Consider the following 18,643-nt stretch of genomic DNA (forward strand, 5'->3'; position numbering starts at 1 on the left):
AACGATTATTCGATGTTTTTCGGAAGCCGGAAGGTGAAGGTCGTTCCTTCTTCCACTTTGCTTTGGACTGTCAACGAGCCTTGGTGCGCCTGCATGATGTTTTTTGCAATCGCAAGGCCTAAACCGGTCCCCGTCTTGCTGTTCTCCCTCTTCCTGGATTTGTCTGCTTTATAAAACCGTTCAAATACAAAGGGCAAATCATCGGCTGGAATACCAGCACCCTCATCCTTGATTGAGCAGACCACTTCTTTTTCATCTTCAACTAGAATAATTCTGACTTTTCCACCCGAAAAAGAATGCTTGATCGCATTGTCGATTAGGTTCGTAAAAACTTGTTCAATTTTGTCCGGATCGAACGTAAGCTGTTTAACGTGAAGATTATTTTCAAGTGATAACGAAACTGCTTTTTCTTGTGCCATGCCGCTGAACTTTTTGATGATCCGGCCTAAAAACGGGGCCATATCCACTCTCTCCAATTCCAATTGGATATGGCCGGATTCCATTCTCGCCAAATCAAGCAATTCATTTACAAGTCTGCCGATTCGCAGCGATTCTTCATGAATGATCCCTGCGAGTTCATTTTTTTCTTCCTTGCTTTCCGCTATATTGTCAACAATTGCTTCACTGTAACCTTGTAAAAGGGAAATCGGTGTTCGCAGTTCGTGGGACACATTGGCAATAAAATCTTTCCTTAATTTGTCCAGACGTCTCTCATCCGTCACGTCACGAAAAACTGCTACTGCTCCTCTGACATAGGCCTGATCGTATAAAGGCGTCATGATCATCGCCCAGTTTCTTCCCTGGATCGAGATTTCCTTCATGACTTCCTTCTCAGTAGCAACAACGGTATCCAACGTATCCATTAATTCCGTTGGCAAGTTCACTTCCTCTTCAGAAGAATCATTTTCATAATGCCAGTCTTTGAGAAACTTTTCGGCGGGGGGATTGGAAACCATGATGTTTCCTTTCCGGTTGAGCGTCAAGACGCCATCCGCCATAGAGCTTAATATACTCGATATTTGTTCTTTTTCCTGCCTCAAAGCATTGATATGAAATTTGAGCTGTCTCCCCATCCTGTTGAATGCCATGGCAAGTTCTCCAATTTCATCATGAGTCAGGATAGGAACTTTCGTATTGAATTCCCCTTTAGCCAACTCAAAAGCACCTTCGCGCATTTTAATCAAAGGAGAGGTGATCCGGGAAGAAAGAAAGAAAGCAAAAATGGTTGTAAGAATCAGTGCAACCCCTGCAGCAAGCCAAATAATCCGGGTAGTATGCCTGGATGTCTCTTTCAATACATTGAGTGATTGATAGACAAAAACAGCGCCTTTTTGGTTTGGCAGCTTCGTGCCGACTATGATCACTTTATTTTCGGTACCCGGCAAAATCACTTGTTTCTTTACCTCTTCATTATCATCGATAACCGACGATAAATCCTTTTCGGACATAAGCCAGTCATAGGAAATGTCCGGCAGACTGCCTTCATTATTTTCGGAAAGCCAAAAATCATCTTCACCAAAAACGAGTGCAATTTTGCTCGAAGGGTCTTTCACGCGTTCCGTTGTTTCATAAATCAAGCCCCTGTCATCATATTGTTCTACCATGACAGAGACTTTCGTTGCTGTTTGCATCAAGTTTTGCTCCGCTTGATCTGCGTTATAGTTCTGGAAAAACTCCAGTAACAAGATAGTCAGGATCAATAGAACAAAGGAGACAAGCAAAAGGATAGTAAACCATAGCTTGAAAACCACGCTTCGCCAGAACATCAGTCGCCCTCGACCTCGAACTTGTAACCGACACCCCAAACGGTAACGATCATTTTCGCGGCCTCTGCTGAAATTTTGTTTAATTTTTCCCGCAGCCGCTTCACATGAGTATCGACAGTGCGTAAATCACCAAAGAATTCGTACTTCCAAACTTCTTTCAATAGCTGCTCCCGATCAAAAACTTTGTCTGGCGATCTGGCCAGAAAATACAGCAGCTCATATTCTTTCGGGGTTAAGCTTACCTCTTTCCCATCCGCTTTGACGCGGTGTGCATCGTTGTCGATGAGCAAATGAGGAAATTCGATCAAATCTCTGGTCGTATGCTCTTCGGCTGAAAAAGTCTTGGAAGCAGACCGTCGCAATAAAGCCTTCACCCGTAATACGACCTCACGAGGACTGAATGGTTTTACAATATAATCATCTGTCCCAACTTCAAAACCCTGGACCCGGTTTGCTTCCTCACCTTTTGCAGTGAGCATGATGATCGGGGTATCCTTCTGCTCTCTTATATCTTTGCAAACCTCGATTCCGTCTTTTCCCGGAAGCATGATGTCCAGCAAAATCAAGTCATAGTCATTTTCGAGTGCCAGCTGCAGACCGAATTCGCCATCTTCCGCTTCTTCCACCAGGTAATCTTCTCTTTCCAGATACATCCGGATAAGCCGACGAATTCTCTCTTCATCTTCTACTACTAAAATTTTTTCATTACTGGCCATGCAATCCGCCCCTCATTTATATTCTAGCTTTTATCATACCGCGATTATGCATAGGAGTGAAGTCCGGCGATAATCAAGTTGACAGCAACCAGATTAAACATGATAATCGCGAACCCTCCTACTGCCAGCCAAGCAGATTTTTCACCATGCCAGCCGCGGGATAAGCGCAAATGCAGAAAAGCTGCATAGAAAAACCATGTGATCAAGGCCCAAACCTCTTTGGGATCCCAGCCCCAGAAGCGATCCCACGCCTGTTGAGCCCAGATCATGGCAAAAATCAAAGCCCCCAGTGTAAATACCGGAAAACCGATTGCCACTGCTCGATAAGAAATTTCATCCACCAAGTCCGGATTTGCCCGTTTCAATAATGGTTGAATAGCGGCCGCAATCCGTTTTCTTAAAATCAATCTGGCCAATAAATATAAAACTGCTCCAGTCAGGACCGACCAGATCAATGTATTAAATTTCCTTGCAGCATTTTCGCCATGCATCCAACCAGGTGCTTCGAACCATGGCTGCATTACCCCTTCTGACAGCAACTCTCCGTCATTCGGGCCCGTGATGGCAGGCAGCTGATATTCCACAGTCATCTCTTCTCCCTCGACCGGAAATTGGAACTCTGCACTGTAGTCAAATGCACTGAACAAGGAAGAAATGATCACAAAACCCAATGTGGAAAAGACCGCATACATGACTACTTCCAGCCAGGTCGTCCGATTACTGCGCTGGGTTTGGTCGACTTGCCTTATTAAATAAATCAGTCCCGCTGCAAAGCTCACCGCCAAAATCGCTTCCCCGGTTGCCGCTGTTGTTACATGTATGTACAACCAATGACTCTTCAGCGAAGGAATAAGCGGAGAGATTTCCCGCGGAAACATGCTTGCATAGGCGATGATCAATAAAGCGACAGGTAACGTGAATAGCCCAAGCAGATTCAATCGGTAAATAAAATAGATAATGATAAAAGCAAAAACGAGCATCATGCCGAAAAAGGTCGTGAACTCAAACAGATTACTTACCGGTGCGTGCTGACTTGCAATCCACCTGGTGATAAAATAGCCTACTTGGGTCAAAAAACCGATAATGGTGATAGTTATGGCGACTTTCCCTAACGTTCCATTGCCTTTATCTGTCCGTTTGTCGCGAATCGTACCACCAAAAACGAACGTCGCCACTAAATATAATACGAACGCAATATATAGAAGCGTACTGCTTACCTGAGTCAAATCTCCCATCGTTCTCCTCCTTCCGCCGTTTGTTAACAAACGGGGTTATTGCTTGATTTCCTGTTGATCCTCTACCATATTAACACCGGTTCCATCAATCGCTTTCTCGATTTCCCGCTTGATACCATACCAGTTTTTGTTTGTATGGGCAGCAAGCATCACTCCCGAATCGCTTGGATGGATCCAAACTCTACGGTGCTGCCAGTACATACCCTGGATGACACCAATCATGAAAATCAGACCTCCAAGCGCGATGATAGGAAGGGTGTAATCTCGCTTCAGTGTCAGTCCTGTTACGTCTCGGACTTCGAAATTCTGCAATCCTACCTTATAGTCGTTTTCTCCTGATGCATCGACATTTCTGCCGATCCCCGCAAAACTTACTTCAGGTGTCTCTTCCCCCGGAGGGTAAACGAAGAAAACAAAGGCCGGATTTCGCGGATACTTGGATTGGGATGCAGGTGTTCCATCATCCATGTAATATTCAGGGAAGTATTGGTCAATGACCACCCGGAATCCGTTATCAAGCTCATACTCATATTCTGGATCCATCAAATTGACCGTGAAGCTGGCTAGCGCCTCTTCTGATTCATCGTCAGTTTCATGGATTTTAAATGTCATGGATTCAAACTCATCAAGCTGATAACTCGATTGATAAAGAGCATATCCGTCGAACTTCAACGGTCTGTTCACTTGGATACTGCCTTCCTTCACCTTCTCTAACTCTGGGTCTTCTCCTGTTACAGCTTCTCCAGAAGCTTTATAAATGACTGCATCTGTCTGGTAATTACTAGGTACAGCACCGCCTTGTTTTTGAATGGCTTCCTGGTAACGTTCATCGTTTTCATCGTATGTTTCCATGATGAAATCTTTGTTTTTCACATAATACTGTTGGTCAGTATCTGGTACTACGGCTGTTTCCCCTTCCCGTACCCAAACATAATCGTCTATGTACATGAACGGAATGAACCGCATCAGCGCCCCCAACAAAAATACAATCAAACCAATATGGTTGACGTACGGTCCCCATCTGGAAAAACGGCCTTTTTCAGCGAGTATATGACCGTCTTGTTCCGTGATTTTGTACCGTTGCTTTTTCAGTCGGTTTTTTACATGCTCCACATCCTCAGCGGATATATTCTCCGACTCGCTGAACAATCGCTGTTTCTGCAAAAATGCTTTATGCCGCTTCGGCTTCTGCATTTTCAACGCTCTCCGTAGTGGAACATAACGATCAATGCTGGCAATGATGATGGATGTACCGATCATCGCAATTAAGATCATATACCACCAGGAGCTGTATAAGTTATGCAAACCAAGTTGATAATAAATCTTGCCAAGTATTCCATACTGGTCGGCATAATGCTGTGCCGGATCCACGTTCGGCGGTATGTACATTTCCTGAGGAAAAATCGTTCCGACCGCAGAAGCAATCAAGGTTATGACGATTAGCGTCACACCTACCTTCACCGATGAAAAGAAATTCCAAATCTTATCGATCACCGACTTATTGTAGGTTTGCGACCTTCTTGCGCTGCCCTCGTACCGCATGTTCAATAGTTTTCCGGGTTTATTGCCATCGATGTGTTGATTTTTTTCAATCGGCTTTCCGCAAGCTTCACACAACACAGTACCTTCCGGATTGACGTGACCGCAAGATTCACAAGTAATTCGTTTCATTCCTATCCCTCACAATTTTCCGCTGTTGTTATTGAGGTTCGATTTTTTTCAAGTACCCCTCCAACCGATCAAGTGTCAATTCGCCCGATACTTTTTCCACGACTTCGCCATCTGCGTTGATAAACAAAGTGGAAGGAAGCTCGCCGACATCATATAATTCCAATACTTGTCCTCCATTATCTCGGACAATCGGAAAGCTAAGCTCATACTTATCGACGAATCGGTTCACGACTAAATCGTTCGAATCCATACTGACAGCTAAGATTTCTACACCTTTTTCTTTGTATTCAGGATAAAGGCTTTCCATATACGGCATTTCTTCCTTACATGGTCCGCAGTAAGTGGCCCAGAAATTAAGCATGACCCCTTTGCCTTTCAAATCATCTAGGGATACTTCTCCGCCTTCTCCGTTGAGGCGTTCCAATTTAAAATTGGGTGCCTCGGTCCCCACGCCAATCACTGTTTTATCCTTTGTAAAATTAGACACCAACGCAAATACCACCGCAGCCAGCAAAACTAGCAGGATGCTCGAACGGAAAAGAAGACGCAGATTCTTCTTTCTTTGTTTTTGTTTTTTTGCTTCTTCTACTTTACTCAACATGCTCACTCCCTACGCCATTATATCATTAAAAGCAAGCGCAATATTTGAACATTATTTAACATTTTCTTCTGCGAGCGTACGCAGCTTCTTTACTTCATGCGGGGTCAGCTCCCGGCATTCACCTGCATTCAAACCGTGCAAATTCAAAAAAGCATACTCCTCCCGTTTTAATTTATCAACCGGATAATGCAAGGCTTCCATCATTCGGCGAATGTGTCGGTTTTTCCCCGCATGCAAAACAATTTTTATGATCGCGGTATTTTTCTTTGCATCCGTCGACAATATTTTTGCATATGACGCCCTTAATCGTTCACCATCTGACACGACCCCTTTTTTCATTTGCCGTAAAGCTTCTTTATCAGGTATCCCCTTTGTCTTGGCAACATAAACCTTGTCTATTTTATGTTTCGGATGCATGAGAAGATTGGCAAAGTCGCCGTCATTGGTCAAAAGCAGCAAACCGGAAGTATCGTAGTCGAGTCTTCCTATCGGGAACACTCGTTGGTCGATCTCAGGCAGGTAATCCGTTACGACTTTTCGGTTTTTATCATCTTGTACGCTGGAAATAACCCCACGCGGTTTATAGAGAAGATAATAAACGGGTTCTTCTTTCTCCAGGGGTATCCCGTTCACTTCGACTTTGTCCTCGGAAGAAACTTTTGTACCCAGCGTGGTCACCACCTGTCCGTTAACCTTCACTTTCCCTTCTTCGATTAGTTTTTCCGCTTTCCGCCGGGAAGTGATTCCGCTTTGTGCAATCACCTTTTGCAGCCTTTCCTGTTCATTAGCCATTTTATCACCAAATTTTCTTGTATTTTTTAAATCTTTTACTGGTCCCTTTTGGACAATAAGAAGAGCGTTAACTAGAAAGTCAACGCTTAACCTGCGAATACAATCGTTACAATCACGATTGAAGCTATTATACCAATTAGGTCTGCCAACAGTCCAACTTTTAAAGCATCTCCCATCCGGCGGATTCCGACAGCCCCGAAATAAACCGTAATAATATACAAGGTGGTGTCCGTACTACCTTGCATGGTGGAAGCCAGTCGTCCGATAAATGAATCCGGGCCGTGTGTATCAATCAGTTCTGTGGTCATTCCGAGCGCCGCCGTGCCGGAGATCGGCCGTATGATCGACAAAGGGACAATATCAGGCGGTACTCCAAAGGCTTGCAATAGCGGGGATATCATGGAAATAAAGGCGTCCAAAGCTCCAGAACCGCGCAATATCGCAATGGATACCATCATCCCCAGCAAAAAGGGCAACAAAGACATGGCCATCTGAATCCCTTCCTTCCCCCCTTCCACGAACAGCTCGTAAGAAGGAAGCCTCTTCCAGGAAGCGGATATCAGCACAATTAATATGATGAGCGGAATCATCCAGCTGCTGATTGTCGAAATGAAACTCATCTTTTCTGCTTTCTCACCCTTCTGTAATAAAATAGTCTGTCTATCATGATGGCAGCTGCCGATGAAATCAACGTAGCGATTATCGTTGTCCCTACTATCTCTGTAGGTGCAGCCGAATCATACTTCATGCGGATGGCAATAACCGTGGCCGGGATCAGCGTCAAACTAGAGGTGTTGATTGCCAGAAAAGTAATCATCGATCGGCTTGCTTCATCCGTTTTGCTAAGCTGCTTCATTTGCTCCATCGCTTTTATTCCCATCGGGGTTGCGGCATTGCCTAATCCGAATAAATTTGCGGTGAAATTCGATAAAATGTACCCCATTGCCGGATGGTCTTTGGGAATATCCGGGAATAATCTTGTGACAAAGGGCTTGAAAAGTCTGGCCAGCATGTTGAGAAGTCCCGCTTCTTCAGCTACTTTCATTAGTCCCAGCCAGAATACAAGGACACTTATCAAACCAATAGACAACATGACTGCGTCATCAGCACTCTCGAATAACGCTTCATTGACTTCTTCCATGGTTCCGTTGAACATCGCATAAACAATTCCAATCACAGCCATTGCCGCCCAAATATAATTAACCACCTAGAAAACTCCTGTCATTTTTCGAAATAGCTGTAAAAATCCTTGTTGACTGACTGTTTGCTTGCTATGCAAAATGCTCATTTCTGTCAAATAGGAGCCGTTGACACGGAATACTTTCTTGCCGATGATCTCTTGTTTTTTTTCAGAGCTTGCTGATGCATTTTCGAGAAAATAAACGGAGCTGGTGATTTGCTGTTGCTCTTTTGCTGTAAGCGGATAACGCAGTGTTTCCGGAAACAATCCACTCAGCTTTTTGTTTGAACCGCGGACATTAAATTGTTCCGCTCCCCTGTCTTGCAAATCTGTCATCCGATATTTTTCGAATCCCCAATCAAATAAACGAATATGGTCTCGCCAATCGTCTGGATCATTGATGGTTACCATGATAAGGGACATGCCGTTTTTTTCAGCTGTTGAAACAAGCGTTCTTCCGGCTTTTTTTGTATAACCTGTCTTCCCGCCTGTACAGTACTCGTAGTACTGAGTCAACAGTTTATTTTTATTCCCCCATGCATACGTCCTCGTCTCTGCTTTATATGATTTAGATCCGGTTATCTCCCGGAAAATATCATTATCCATAGCATAACGCATCAACAAAGCCATATCGTAAGCACTCGAACGATGATTTTCAGAATCAAGCCCATGAGGATTTTCGAATGTCGTATCATTCATCCCGAGCCAAGCAGCCTTTTCGTTCATCATGTGGACAAAACCTTCGAGACTCCCGCCTACTTTTTCGGCAATGGCAACTGCGGCATCATTCCCTGATCGAAGCATTAAGCCATATACCAAATCCTTCAGCTTCATCTTTTCGCCTTCTTCCAAATAAATGGAGGATCCTTCCGTATATACAGCACGGTGGCTGGCCGTAGCCTCTTCTTCCAACTCCCCCGATTCTATCGCTATGATTGCTGTCATTATCTTTGTGATGCTTGCTATGCGTTGCGGTTCATGAGCATCCTTTTCAAACAGCACTCTTCCTGTAGACTGTTCGATCAAAACCGCATGTGCGGCAGATACTCCCGGAGCTGCAGCCGTCCTTTCGGGTAAAATTCCCATAATCAAACCAACACAACAAATGAGTATGCCTATTCGCTTCAATCCCCTTACCTCCCCGCCTACTCTCTTGTACCATCATATGCAGGAAGGACAGGCGTATGTATAAAACTCCCTCTCTAATATAAAAGACTGTTCCTTTTAAATATGAAAAAAACGGAACTGGGATGAAAAACAGATATATTTCTCACTTCCAGCTCCGCTTTGAGACTTAAACAAGCGGAACTTCCACTTGTTTTGCCAATTTCAGTCTTTGGGAAACAGATTGCCAATTTACGATATTCCACCAATTCTTCACATAATCTGCACGCTTATTCTCATATTGAAGATAATAAGCATGCTCCCATACATCCAGGACTAGTAACGGTATGACGTCCCATAAACTGAACATTTGATGCTTTTCAATTGTCTGGATCGCCAATCGGCCGGAGCGCGGTTCCCACACGAGTGCAGCCCAGCCTACTCCTTCGACCGATTCGGCAGCTGCGGAAAAAAGTGATTTGAATGCTGCGAACGAACCGAAGTCTTTTTCTATTTGACTCATCAATTCGCCGGTGGGCCTGCCACCGCCACGTGGCGACATATTTTCCCAAAACAAGGAATGAAGGAAATGACCAGAACCATTGAATGCTTGCTCTCTCATCCAATGTTTGATTAATTTAGCATCGGGCTTCTTTGTATAAAGCTCTGTTTCCGCTTTATTTAATCCATCAACATAAGATTGGTGGTGTCGATCGTGATGCAGTCTCATGATTTGCTCGGAAATATACGGTTCCAACGCATCGTATGCGTATGGCAGATCGGGAAGGACGTGCTGTCCCGGAAGAATTGTCTTCTCGCTTTGACGGGGTTTCTCCATCAGATACTTAATCAGCTCGAAAAGCTTAACGCTTTTTTGTTCCACGAGCGCGATTTTTTCATCTGTAGGTTCATCCTTTTCATCCAATAAACCGTTCAGCAACGATTTCCAGTCGGTCAGCTGTTTCTTCCATTCTTCCGCATCCTTTCCTTCGATTTGTGCTCCTTCCATCTTTTCTTCTACTTGCTTGCCCCACGTTTTCAGAGAGTCTAAGTAGTTTTTCTTTTTTTCGTTCATTGAAATCACCTCCAGATATTCTATGCCAGAAGCCCGCCTATGTGTATTCCCTAGAGGGCACTAAGATGTATCGCTTAGAAAAAAATCCCCCTGCCAAGTGGAGGCCACTGAAAAAGTCCTTTCTAATCTAGAAGAGATTTTAAAGTTTGTTGTTGATTCTCACGGATCGCTTATCGGTGAATGCTTGCCGCGGGCACAGCCTCAGCTAACTTGGTCAAGAAGATCACTTGACCAAGTGGATCTTTGGTTCGCGCTGTTCCCGCAGGCGTCACCACCGAACGCTCATCGTGGAATCAACAGAGGGTAAACGAAAAAGAAGTGATTTTCTTTGATTTCTAAAAGAAAGTCACTCTTTTTTCTTGTACAGATAAAAAGCGCTCTGTATGGAAATTAAATTCCATACAGAGCGCTTTTTTAAATTCTACTTTTCAAAGACCATCAGTTTTTCAGTGGCCTCGCCAAGTGTGATGGTGTTATTTTTTACGCCATCAACTCTTTCGAAAGACTCCTTGTACCGCTCTTTTTATGACAGCTTGCAAGGATGTTTTCAACTTTTCACTTCGCTTCCTGTGAATACGAGCCTTCCAATTTACCCTTCGTTGAATTTCGACGAACTTCATCCACGACTGAAAAAACACACAATCAAAATAGAGGCAAAAGAAAAAATCATCAGCAATTTTCAATTTCGCTGATGATTTTCCTTAAAACACCAATTATGACATTCTTTTTTGATAGGCTGTTTCATAATAACTTAATTCCTCGCGCATTTGCTGAAACGACATTTCCAAATGCTCCATCAAACGCAAAAATGAATATGGCGGTTGATGATGAAAGGTGATGCTGCGCCTTCCAGAATAAGAGGCCCGGCTGTTTTCGTACCAAACATCATTCTTGGGCGAGAAGAAACCGAGAATGCATTGATGGTGAATGCCATATAATGACCTTTCAGCTGCTGTTTCGCGCATCGGTTCTTCCCGGAGCAATCCATTTACAGTATCTTTTGCTTCATCGCAAAAAACCTCCAGCCTTCTTAGTGCCTTCAACAGCTCCATATAATATCCCGAAGCTCTGCTTCCATCTTCACTCATCAAATCTTCCAACTTGCAATTGTTGAGATAGCCGCTGATTTCCTTCAAGGTATCATCAAGAAAAACACTTACCTTTTTCACATGAGCATGCAGGGAATCGTTGCTCATTATTCAGCCTCCTGTTAAGTTCTAATGTCCAGACCATACGAAGGATAAAATACGTTTTCTGATTTTACTCCTCTTCCAACTGGTCCTGAAAATTTTTAAAAAACAAATCAGCTTCTCCTTCTACATCAGCTTGTTCTACATTTTCAGGGAGAGGAGGCAGTTCATCAAGTGAACGGAGTCCGAAATATGTCAGAAACTCCGTAGAAGTGCCATATAAAATAGGACGCCCGACTCCTTCTTTTCTGCCTTGTTCCGCAATCAGCCCCCTCGACATCAGCGTTTGGACAGGGCGATCACTCTTGACCCCTCTCACTTCTTCGATTTCGGCCCTGGTGATTGGTTGCTGGTATGCAATGATCGCCAACGTTTCCAGCGCTGCTTGGGAAAGCCTGGAAGTTTGCGGAGTGTCCATCAGTTTTTGATAATATGCTGTATGTTCTGGCTTTGTCGTTAAATGGAGGACATCATTGGACTCCATTATCGTTATACCTCGCTCTGCATGTTCATAATCGTATTTTAATTCATTGAGAACATGTCGGACTGCTTCTGCATCCAAGCCAAGTATTTGTGAAAGTTGCTTTTGGCTGATCCCCTCATCTCCAGAAGCGAACAAGAGTCCTTCCATTACTGCTTTGAATTCTGATAACTCCACGTGGTTCACCTCATATAATAAATCATTAATTCATCAAAATGCTTCTCTTGTGTGCAATAAACTTGTTTTCCTTTCATCAATTCAAGAACAGCCATGAACGTAACCACAATGTGGGAACGAGAAGGGATGGGAAATAATTCATCAAATGCAATCCCGTCAGGTCTTTCCTTCACCTGTGTCATTACTTCGTCCATCCGCTGTTTGATGGGTATTTCTGTTCGTTGTATTTTTGTCGAAACAGGTTTCTCCCACTTTTTCCTCTCCATTATTTTATTCATGGCAGCTATCATATCATATATGGAAACATCTCCCTGAACAACCTGTTTTTGGGCTGGTGCTTCCTCGAATTCCACCGGTGGTCTCGTATAGATTTTATTGGCTTCCAGTTCTCTCTCTTTTAACTGGTCAGCTGCTTCTTTGTATTTTCGATATTCGATCAGTCTGCGCATCAGATCTTCACGGGGATCCTCTTCATACTCCTCGTCCTCCGGCTCAATAGTCTGATTTGGAAGCAGCAGTTGACTTTTTATTGCAATCAGAGTGGCTGCCATCACCAAGTATTCACTGGCAATATTGAGTTCGAGCTGTTGCATGGTGTGTATATACGTCATGTACTGCTCAGTGATTTCTGCTACTGGAATGTCATAAATATCTATTTCATACTGATTGATCAAATGCAGCAAGAGATCTAACGGACCTTGAAATGCCTCCGTATGTACTTCATATTTCATACTCATCACTTTCCCTCCCTTGCCAAAACCACCCACTGGTCAGCCCCATATCTCTAAAAATTTTCTCTTAACGGCATATATGCCCATACAGCATTAAGCAAAGCGCATAAGTTAGTATTGTAAGTTAAATAATAACGTTTCTACTAAAGGAGGCATTAGCTATGGGTGCATATTACGGCGGTGGATTCGCTTTGATCGTAGTATTGTTCATTCTTCTAATCATTGTAGGTGCAGCCTGGCTGTAAAAGCCAAATGGCCCGCGATCGATAAGCAATCCTTTAAAAACCTGGAAAAACCGGCCTTCGTTTGATGCAAGGCCGGTTACATAGCCACTACTTTACCTCTGCTCATCCTATTATACGACAACTCTGTAAACAGGAAAAGCCAGCTCGATAAAGAGCTGGCCTTTCTATGAGCTCGGAGTCCAACTTATTGCTCCTCTTCACACCGTTCAAGAAAACGCTCTGTCATATCATCGGCACAAACAGCGTATTGCTGATCATACGTATCCCTGACTGCCTGAACCATTTTACGTCCAATGCCCATATTTCGATGGGAAGGATTAACCGTTATATGTTGAATGACAACGTTGATTTCATTTTCGAAACGGACACCGACAGCACCGAGGATATCTTCTTCTTTCCAAAGAAACAGCTGCCAGTCAGGATTTTCCTCGTATTCTTTAATGGTACTTTGCAGTTTTCTTACTTCTTTTTCTTCCGGCATAAAGGAAAGTAATCCCATTGCAATTTTTTCAAAGCTTTTTTTATAGCGAATTAACATATTTACCCCTCAATTAGAAATTAACTTACTTATGATAGATAGAAGAAAAATGAAACCGACTATGACCATCAGCCAAAACAGCATTTTCTCCTGCTTATCGCTATTCATGTTTATTATCACCCTTTATTCGGTGAACTATAATATATTTATGGACTATATCAGCCAATTTGTCAAATAACTATAAACTCACAGTACAACAAAAAACCAGTAAACAACTCCCCAAATTAAACCGATTACCAAAAGTATGACAAATAGAAACCAATTCCTTTTTTTCTCACTCATTTACATCACTCATCCTTATCCAGCCTGTTATTCATCAATCATCGACCGTATGACAAAATATCCGTCCGATTTCTTTCCTCTCCACTTAAATGGAATGAAATTCACCATGGCAATCCATATATTGTAAAGCGCAAAAAGACGAATCCACCCGTCGCCTTCCGAAACGAACTCCAAAAGCAACCATCCAGCCGCCAAATTAAAAACGGGACCTGCCATGGAGATAACGGCTTTTTCCCGGCCGCTATACGGTTGCGCTCTTTTACTTGAAGCATGTCCTCCAGCCATAAGCAGTAAATGAAAATGAACGGTCAGTTTACTTCCTATCTTTACTGCTTTCATTCTTTTTCCAGATCCAAGCGATAGTTCCATAGTATCCGCCCGGCAAATCCAAGATCCGATCACATGCCCGGTTTCATGGACGAACGCTCCGGCTGGAGCAGCTAGCAAAACAAGATAGGTAAACATTAAAAGCCATTGCATGGTGTTCCGCCCTTCACCTTCCAAACTTACTTGTCCACCAATCATTTTATTGGTTCAGATCAGAAACTTCAAGGTTTACCCCAACAAGATAAGACAAAAGCACAAGCACCAGTGTAAAGGAGTACAGGCTGAAGCCGTCACGGTCTATGGCAACCTGCATGACCCGCATTGTTTGGGCCACCATCAAGCTTAAGAACAGTATCGGCGTGGCTTTTTGCCACACAGAGGATGGGCTTAAGACCTCGAGGAGGCAGGAACTGGTCTTGGCTGTTTCAGCCAATCATTATCCACAGACAATTAAAATGTATAATTTCCTATACAAGAAACAAAAAATCATCAGCGTTTTATATCCGCTGATGATTTCTTGAAATAGCCGCTTTTGCTCAATCCTTTTTAAACGGTTTCTACCTTCACTTCTTTCATTACGTCTCCCTGCTGGATGCGCAATACTGTATCCAATCCTTCCGTTACTTGTCCAAAGACTGTATGAACGCCATCTAGATGCGGTTGGGGTTCATGAACAAGGAAAAATTGACTTCCACCAGTATCCTTTCCGGCATGAGCCATGGATAAAGAGCCTGCTACATGTTTATGGGGATTGCCCTCTGTTTCACATTTAATCGTATACCCGGGCCCGCCTGCTCCGGTGCCAGTCGGATCGCCGCCTTGAGCCACGAACCCCGGAATGACCCGATGGAAGGTCACTCCATTGTAGAAACCACTGTTGGCCAGTTTCTCAAAGTTTGCAACTGTATTAGGTGCAGCTTCCTCAAACATTTCTATTTTGATTACTTCCCCGTTTTCAAATTGAATGGTTGCCTGTTTCATCATTAAACCCTCTCCTTTATGCCATATGGCAAATCATTTTTAGTTAAATCTTCATAGGATTCCCGCTGAATAACCAATTGGTCTTCTCCTTGTTCAGCGAACACCACTGCCGCTTTCGGGAAGCGGTTATAATGATTGGACATCGAATATCCATATGCCCCTGTACTGAAAACTGCCAATATATCTCCATACTCTATTTCAGGAACTTCCATATCCCAAATCAGCATATCTCCCGATTCACAGCACTTTCCGGCAATGGACACCTTTTCAGTCAATGCAGCATCTGCTTTGTTCGCTATGACAGCGTCATATTTAGCTTGATAAAGTGCCGGCCTCAGGTTATCAGTCATACCACCATCTACAGATACATACTTCCTCACACCAGGAATATTTTTTATGGAGCCTGTCCTGTAAAGAGTCACTGCAGTATTTCCGACAATCGCTCTTCCTGGTTCTATCCAGATTTCCGGGAATTCCATCCCATGAAATTCAACTTGTTTTTGCACTTCTTCCACAAGAGCGTCTACATAACCATCTAACGGAAGGGGTTCATCTTCCGCTGTGTAACGGATTCCAAACCCTCCACCCAGGTTAAGCACTTTTGCGCGATAACCGTACGTTTGTTTCCACTCACCCAGCGTTTCGAATAAGCGTCGCACTGCCATGATGAATCCTTCTGTTTCAAAAATCTGAGAACCGATATGGCAATGCAAGCCGATAACATTGATGGAGTCTGTCTTTTGGAGCATTTGAAAAGCTTGTTCTGCTTGTCCGTTTGCCAAATCGAAACCAAATTTAGAATCTTCATTGCCGGTTAAAATATAATCATGGGTATGGGCTTCGATGCCTGGAGTCACACGTAAAAGAACATCCATTTTCCTGCCTTGCTCCTCCAGGATATCTGACAGCAACTCGATTTCGTAGAAGTTGTCCAGTACAATACAGCCTATTCCGTAGTGGACTGCCATCGCTAATTCGTCAAAACTTTTGTTATTTCCGTGCAAATGAATCTTCTCAACAGGAAAGCCAGCTTGCAATGCAGTGTGCAACTCACCTTGCGAAACAACATCCAGGCTCAAATTTTCCTGTTTAGCTACCTGCAACATTGCAATCGATGAGAACGCCTTACTTGCATAGGCAACCTGGGCATTTACTCCAGCTTTTTGAAATGTATCTACAAACGCTCTCGCATTCTTTCGTATCAATGATACATCGTAAACAAATAGAGGTGTTCCATACCTTTTTGCCAAATCAATCGTATCCACCCCACCGACCACTAGATGGCCGTGTTCGTTTGTATGAAAAGGATGATTCATCCCCTGCACCTCCCTGCAAATTGCTCAACCACAATTCAATGAAAATATAGTTAATCAGTCAATGCATTCTGCCTTCTGACCAGTAATTCATTTTCTACCCTTTTTGAAAAAAATAGATAAAGTTAATTTACCATAACCTTGTCGAAGGTTCAATGTTTTCCTGTTGGCTGCTTATAATTGTTACGGGGATGCACAATACTCGGACGATCTTTTGTTAATGGAACGGATACCCGGAAAATGATTTGCTTCATCGCTTTGGCATTAAACGGGATGAAAGGCCACAGATAAGGAGTGTTCAGCGATTTGGTAAGGCTTAATGCCAAAATATAAATTGTAAAACCTATAACCATTCCTTTCACGCCAAAGATGGAAGTGATGATGATCAATAACATGCGTGATAACTTATTGGCGATGCTCAATTCATAACTCGGTGTCGCAAAGGAGCCGATGGCACAAATCGATACGTATAAAATGACTTCCGCACTAAACAATCCCACATCGATGGCAATCTGTCCGATCAATACTGCTGCAATCAATCCCATCGCTGTCGAGAGCGGGGTCGGTGTATGAATGGCGGCCATACGCAAGAATTCAATTCCAATGTCCGCTATGATCAATTGTAAAACAACCGGGACATTGCCTTCTTCATTCGGTCCTATGAACTGAAGCATAGCCGGTAAGTGATCTGGTTCCATAACCAGGACAAGCCAGAATGGTAGAAGGAAAACGGAAGCGAAAATACCCAAAAACCGAACCCAACGGACAAATGTACCTATTGCCGGGGATTGTCTGTATTCTTCTGCATGCTGAACGTGATGAAAAAAAGTGGTGGGAGTGATGATCATACTGGGCGACGTATCGACCATGATCAGCACGTGTCCTTCCAGCAGATGTGTAGAGGCGACATCGGGTCTCTCAGTATATCGCACAAGCGGGAAGGGATTGAAACCTTGTTTGACAAGGAATTCTTCAATCGTTTTATCCGCCATCGATATTCCGTCAATTTCTATATGTTTTAATTCGTCTTTGATCAGTTTCACCAAGCCATGATCTGCTACGTCTTGTAAATAGGAAATGCAAATATCCGTTTTGGAACGTTCCCCTACTTTTATCATCTCATGACGGAGTCGCTCATCTCTGATTCTCCTTCTCGTCAACGCAGTGTTTTCTATAATGTTCTCTGTAAAACCATCCCGCGAACCCCGCACGACTTTTTCCGTATCCGGTTCTTCCGGTGAGCGGCCCGGATAGGTCCGCACGTCCACAATAAAAGCTTCTGATTCATCTTCCATAAAGATGACAATTAATCCGCTGAGCATTTGATCGACTGCTTCATCCATCGTATCCACTTTGGTAACTTGCTGATGTACCAGATGGCTGCCGATAATCTCAGTCAGCTTATGTTTATTTCTGCCTGCTGAAGCAGGATATGTTTCATTTATATCCGTCAATTTCTTTAACAGCTCGACAATTGTCGGCGTTTCACAAAGTCCCGTCAAATAGTAAAGCTGAATTTCTTTCTTTAAAATAGTCAACTGCCGAAAACCTACATCAAAAGAAGTTCCAACACCGACTTTTTCTTCCATAAATCGCTGGTTATCTTTGAGATTGCTTGATATGGTGGGCTTTTTCTTCGGTTGCTTTTGTTTATTCATTGATAACCGCCTCTTTCCAAAATGATTTCAATCGCTTTTCTGGTAATCGGCGACCCCTTTTTGATATCGTCTTTTCCTTGCATCTTTCCGATATCTCCAATGGCCACGACAACAGGTATATCCATTTGATCCAAAGAATAAATCGTGTCGCCGTTTATCCTTCCGATTTCCGGAATCGGAATGCCTTCTTTGCTGATGCCATTGGAAGTCAGCTCTCCATCCTGATCGATCGCCAAGGTAAACCTAGTCCATTCGGCGTTTTTTGTATGGGCAGCTACAGCAATGGCACCTATTATTTTTATGTTTTTATTTTCAGCAAGCTTTAGTAAAATCTTCTCTCCCGCCCCCGGTCCTGGGGCTCCTGCATCATCAATCAAGACATATACCGGTTCTGCGGGAGCAGCCATGATCGCCTCTGTCACCTGTCTTTCGGAAGCATGAGTCGGATTATCCGATAAGTGCGCCAGACATGTTCCGCCTATTTCCCGCGCTAAGTAATCCATTGTCTTTTTGGCATATTCGTCACCATCTGTAATGATAATCACTTTTTTCGGTCGTTCCATGGCACCGATTCCTTTCC

General features: G+C 43.5%; 20 protein-coding genes. 1 reads left to right on the forward strand and 19 read right to left on the reverse strand.

Features of this window, described 5'->3' with window-relative positions:
• Nucleotides 1-5 precede the first annotated feature (5 nt).
• The 13 genes from ABVF09_RS03905 to ABVF09_RS03965 form a co-directional block, all read right to left on the reverse strand.
• On the reverse strand, nt 6-1,766 hold the full coding sequence (locus ABVF09_RS03905; RefSeq protein ID WP_081704503.1) for an ATP-binding protein: 1,761 nt from the start codon (nt 1,764-1,766) through the stop codon (nt 6-8).
• Complete coding sequence (locus ABVF09_RS03910; protein ID WP_026771232.1) at nt 1,766-2,482, reverse strand: response regulator transcription factor; 717 nt, start codon at nt 2,480-2,482, stop codon at nt 1,766-1,768. Before ABVF09_RS03910 ends, ABVF09_RS03905 begins: the two co-directional genes overlap by 1 nt.
• Nucleotides 2,483-2,526: 44 nt before the next feature.
• Nucleotides 2,527-3,717: a c-type cytochrome biogenesis protein CcsB gene (ccsB, locus tag ABVF09_RS03915; protein ID WP_371068668.1), complete on the reverse strand. Its 1,191-nt coding sequence runs from the start codon at nt 3,715-3,717 to the stop codon at nt 2,527-2,529.
• A 36-nt stretch (nt 3,718-3,753) separates the two neighbouring features.
• Entirely contained in the window at nt 3,754-5,388 is a 1,635-nt protein-coding gene (resB, locus tag ABVF09_RS03920) for a cytochrome c biogenesis protein ResB (protein WP_026771230.1), read from the reverse strand.
• 28 nt (nt 5,389-5,416) lie between these two features.
• The gene (resA, locus tag ABVF09_RS03925) at nt 5,417-5,989 is read right to left on the reverse strand and encodes a thiol-disulfide oxidoreductase ResA (protein ID WP_035426704.1); all 573 of its coding nucleotides are present in this window, start codon (nt 5,987-5,989) and stop codon (nt 5,417-5,419) included.
• A 51-nt stretch (nt 5,990-6,040) separates the two neighbouring features.
• Nucleotides 6,041-6,781 carry a pseudouridine synthase gene (locus ABVF09_RS03930; RefSeq protein ID WP_026771229.1) on the reverse strand — a complete coding sequence of 247 codons (741 nt, stop codon included), beginning with the start codon at nt 6,779-6,781 and terminating at the stop codon, nt 6,041-6,043.
• Between the two features lie 86 nt (nt 6,782-6,867).
• Nucleotides 6,868-7,401, reverse strand: a complete 534-nt coding sequence (locus tag ABVF09_RS03935) for a spore maturation protein (protein WP_026570080.1) — start codon at nt 7,399-7,401, stop codon at nt 6,868-6,870.
• Nucleotides 7,398-7,988 carry a nucleoside recognition domain-containing protein gene (locus ABVF09_RS03940; protein ID WP_026570079.1) on the reverse strand — a complete coding sequence of 197 codons (591 nt, stop codon included), beginning with the start codon at nt 7,986-7,988 and terminating at the stop codon, nt 7,398-7,400. The genes ABVF09_RS03935 and ABVF09_RS03940 overlap by 4 nt, the downstream gene beginning before the upstream one ends.
• Nucleotides 7,989-9,047, reverse strand: coding sequence for a D-alanyl-D-alanine carboxypeptidase family protein (locus tag ABVF09_RS03945; protein ID WP_153462834.1), 1,059 nt, complete (start codon nt 9,045-9,047; stop codon nt 7,989-7,991). It abuts the gene before it with no gap.
• Nucleotides 9,048-9,255: 208 nt separating this feature from the next.
• Entirely contained in the window at nt 9,256-10,140 is an 885-nt protein-coding gene (locus ABVF09_RS03950) for a superoxide dismutase (RefSeq protein WP_026771228.1), read from the reverse strand.
• A gap of 713 nt (nt 10,141-10,853) precedes the next feature.
• The gene (locus ABVF09_RS03955) at nt 10,854-11,336 is read right to left on the reverse strand and encodes a DUF3907 family protein (RefSeq protein ID WP_371068670.1); all 483 of its coding nucleotides are present in this window, start codon (nt 11,334-11,336) and stop codon (nt 10,854-10,856) included.
• Between the two features lie 64 nt (nt 11,337-11,400).
• Nucleotides 11,401-11,988 (reverse strand): SMC-Scp complex subunit ScpB, encoded by a 588-nt coding sequence (gene scpB / locus ABVF09_RS03960; RefSeq protein WP_026570075.1) that lies wholly within the window; start codon nt 11,986-11,988, stop codon nt 11,401-11,403.
• A gap of 5 nt (nt 11,989-11,993) precedes the next feature.
• Nucleotides 11,994-12,725, reverse strand: coding sequence for a segregation/condensation protein A (locus ABVF09_RS03965; protein WP_026570074.1), 732 nt, complete (start codon nt 12,723-12,725; stop codon nt 11,994-11,996).
• A gap of 155 nt (nt 12,726-12,880) precedes the next feature.
• Here ABVF09_RS03965 and ABVF09_RS03970 point away from each other — a divergent pair, with 155 nt between their 5' ends.
• Nucleotides 12,881-12,964 carry a YjcZ family sporulation protein gene (locus ABVF09_RS03970; RefSeq protein WP_035426703.1) on the forward strand — a complete coding sequence of 28 codons (84 nt, stop codon included), beginning with the start codon at nt 12,881-12,883 and terminating at the stop codon, nt 12,962-12,964.
• 184 nt (nt 12,965-13,148) lie between these two features.
• Here the strand turns inward: ABVF09_RS03970 and ABVF09_RS03975 are convergent, their stop codons facing one another.
• The 6 genes from ABVF09_RS03975 to spoVAEA all read right to left on the reverse strand — a co-directional run bounded on the left by ABVF09_RS03975 (nt 13,149) and on the right by spoVAEA (nt 18,626).
• Entirely contained in the window at nt 13,149-13,502 is a 354-nt protein-coding gene (locus ABVF09_RS03975; RefSeq protein WP_026570073.1) for a GNAT family N-acetyltransferase, read from the reverse strand.
• A gap of 309 nt (nt 13,503-13,811) precedes the next feature.
• Nucleotides 13,812-14,264 (reverse strand): site-2 protease family protein, encoded by a 453-nt coding sequence (locus ABVF09_RS03980; protein ID WP_371068671.1) that lies wholly within the window; start codon nt 14,262-14,264, stop codon nt 13,812-13,814.
• A 393-nt stretch (nt 14,265-14,657) separates the two neighbouring features.
• Nucleotides 14,658-15,092, reverse strand: coding sequence for a peptidylprolyl isomerase (locus tag ABVF09_RS03985; RefSeq protein WP_026570072.1), 435 nt, complete (start codon nt 15,090-15,092; stop codon nt 14,658-14,660).
• Between the two features lie 2 nt (nt 15,093-15,094).
• Complete coding sequence (gene lysA, locus ABVF09_RS03990) at nt 15,095-16,408, reverse strand: diaminopimelate decarboxylase (protein ID WP_371068672.1); 1,314 nt, start codon at nt 16,406-16,408, stop codon at nt 15,095-15,097.
• A gap of 149 nt (nt 16,409-16,557) precedes the next feature.
• A complete protein-coding gene (locus ABVF09_RS03995; RefSeq protein WP_035426700.1) occupies nt 16,558-18,063 on the reverse strand; it encodes a spore germination protein in 1,506 nt (501 codons plus the stop codon).
• Entirely contained in the window at nt 18,060-18,626 is a 567-nt protein-coding gene (gene spoVAEA / locus ABVF09_RS04000; protein WP_026570069.1) for a stage V sporulation protein SpoVABEA, read from the reverse strand. Before spoVAEA ends, ABVF09_RS03995 begins: the two co-directional genes overlap by 4 nt.
• Between the last annotated feature and the right edge of the window lie 17 nt (nt 18,627-18,643).

The sequence above is a fragment of the Sediminibacillus sp. JSM 1682029 genome (assembly GCF_041366435.1).
Lineage (GTDB): Bacteria > Bacillota > Bacilli > Bacillales > Amphibacillaceae > Sediminibacillus > Sediminibacillus terrae.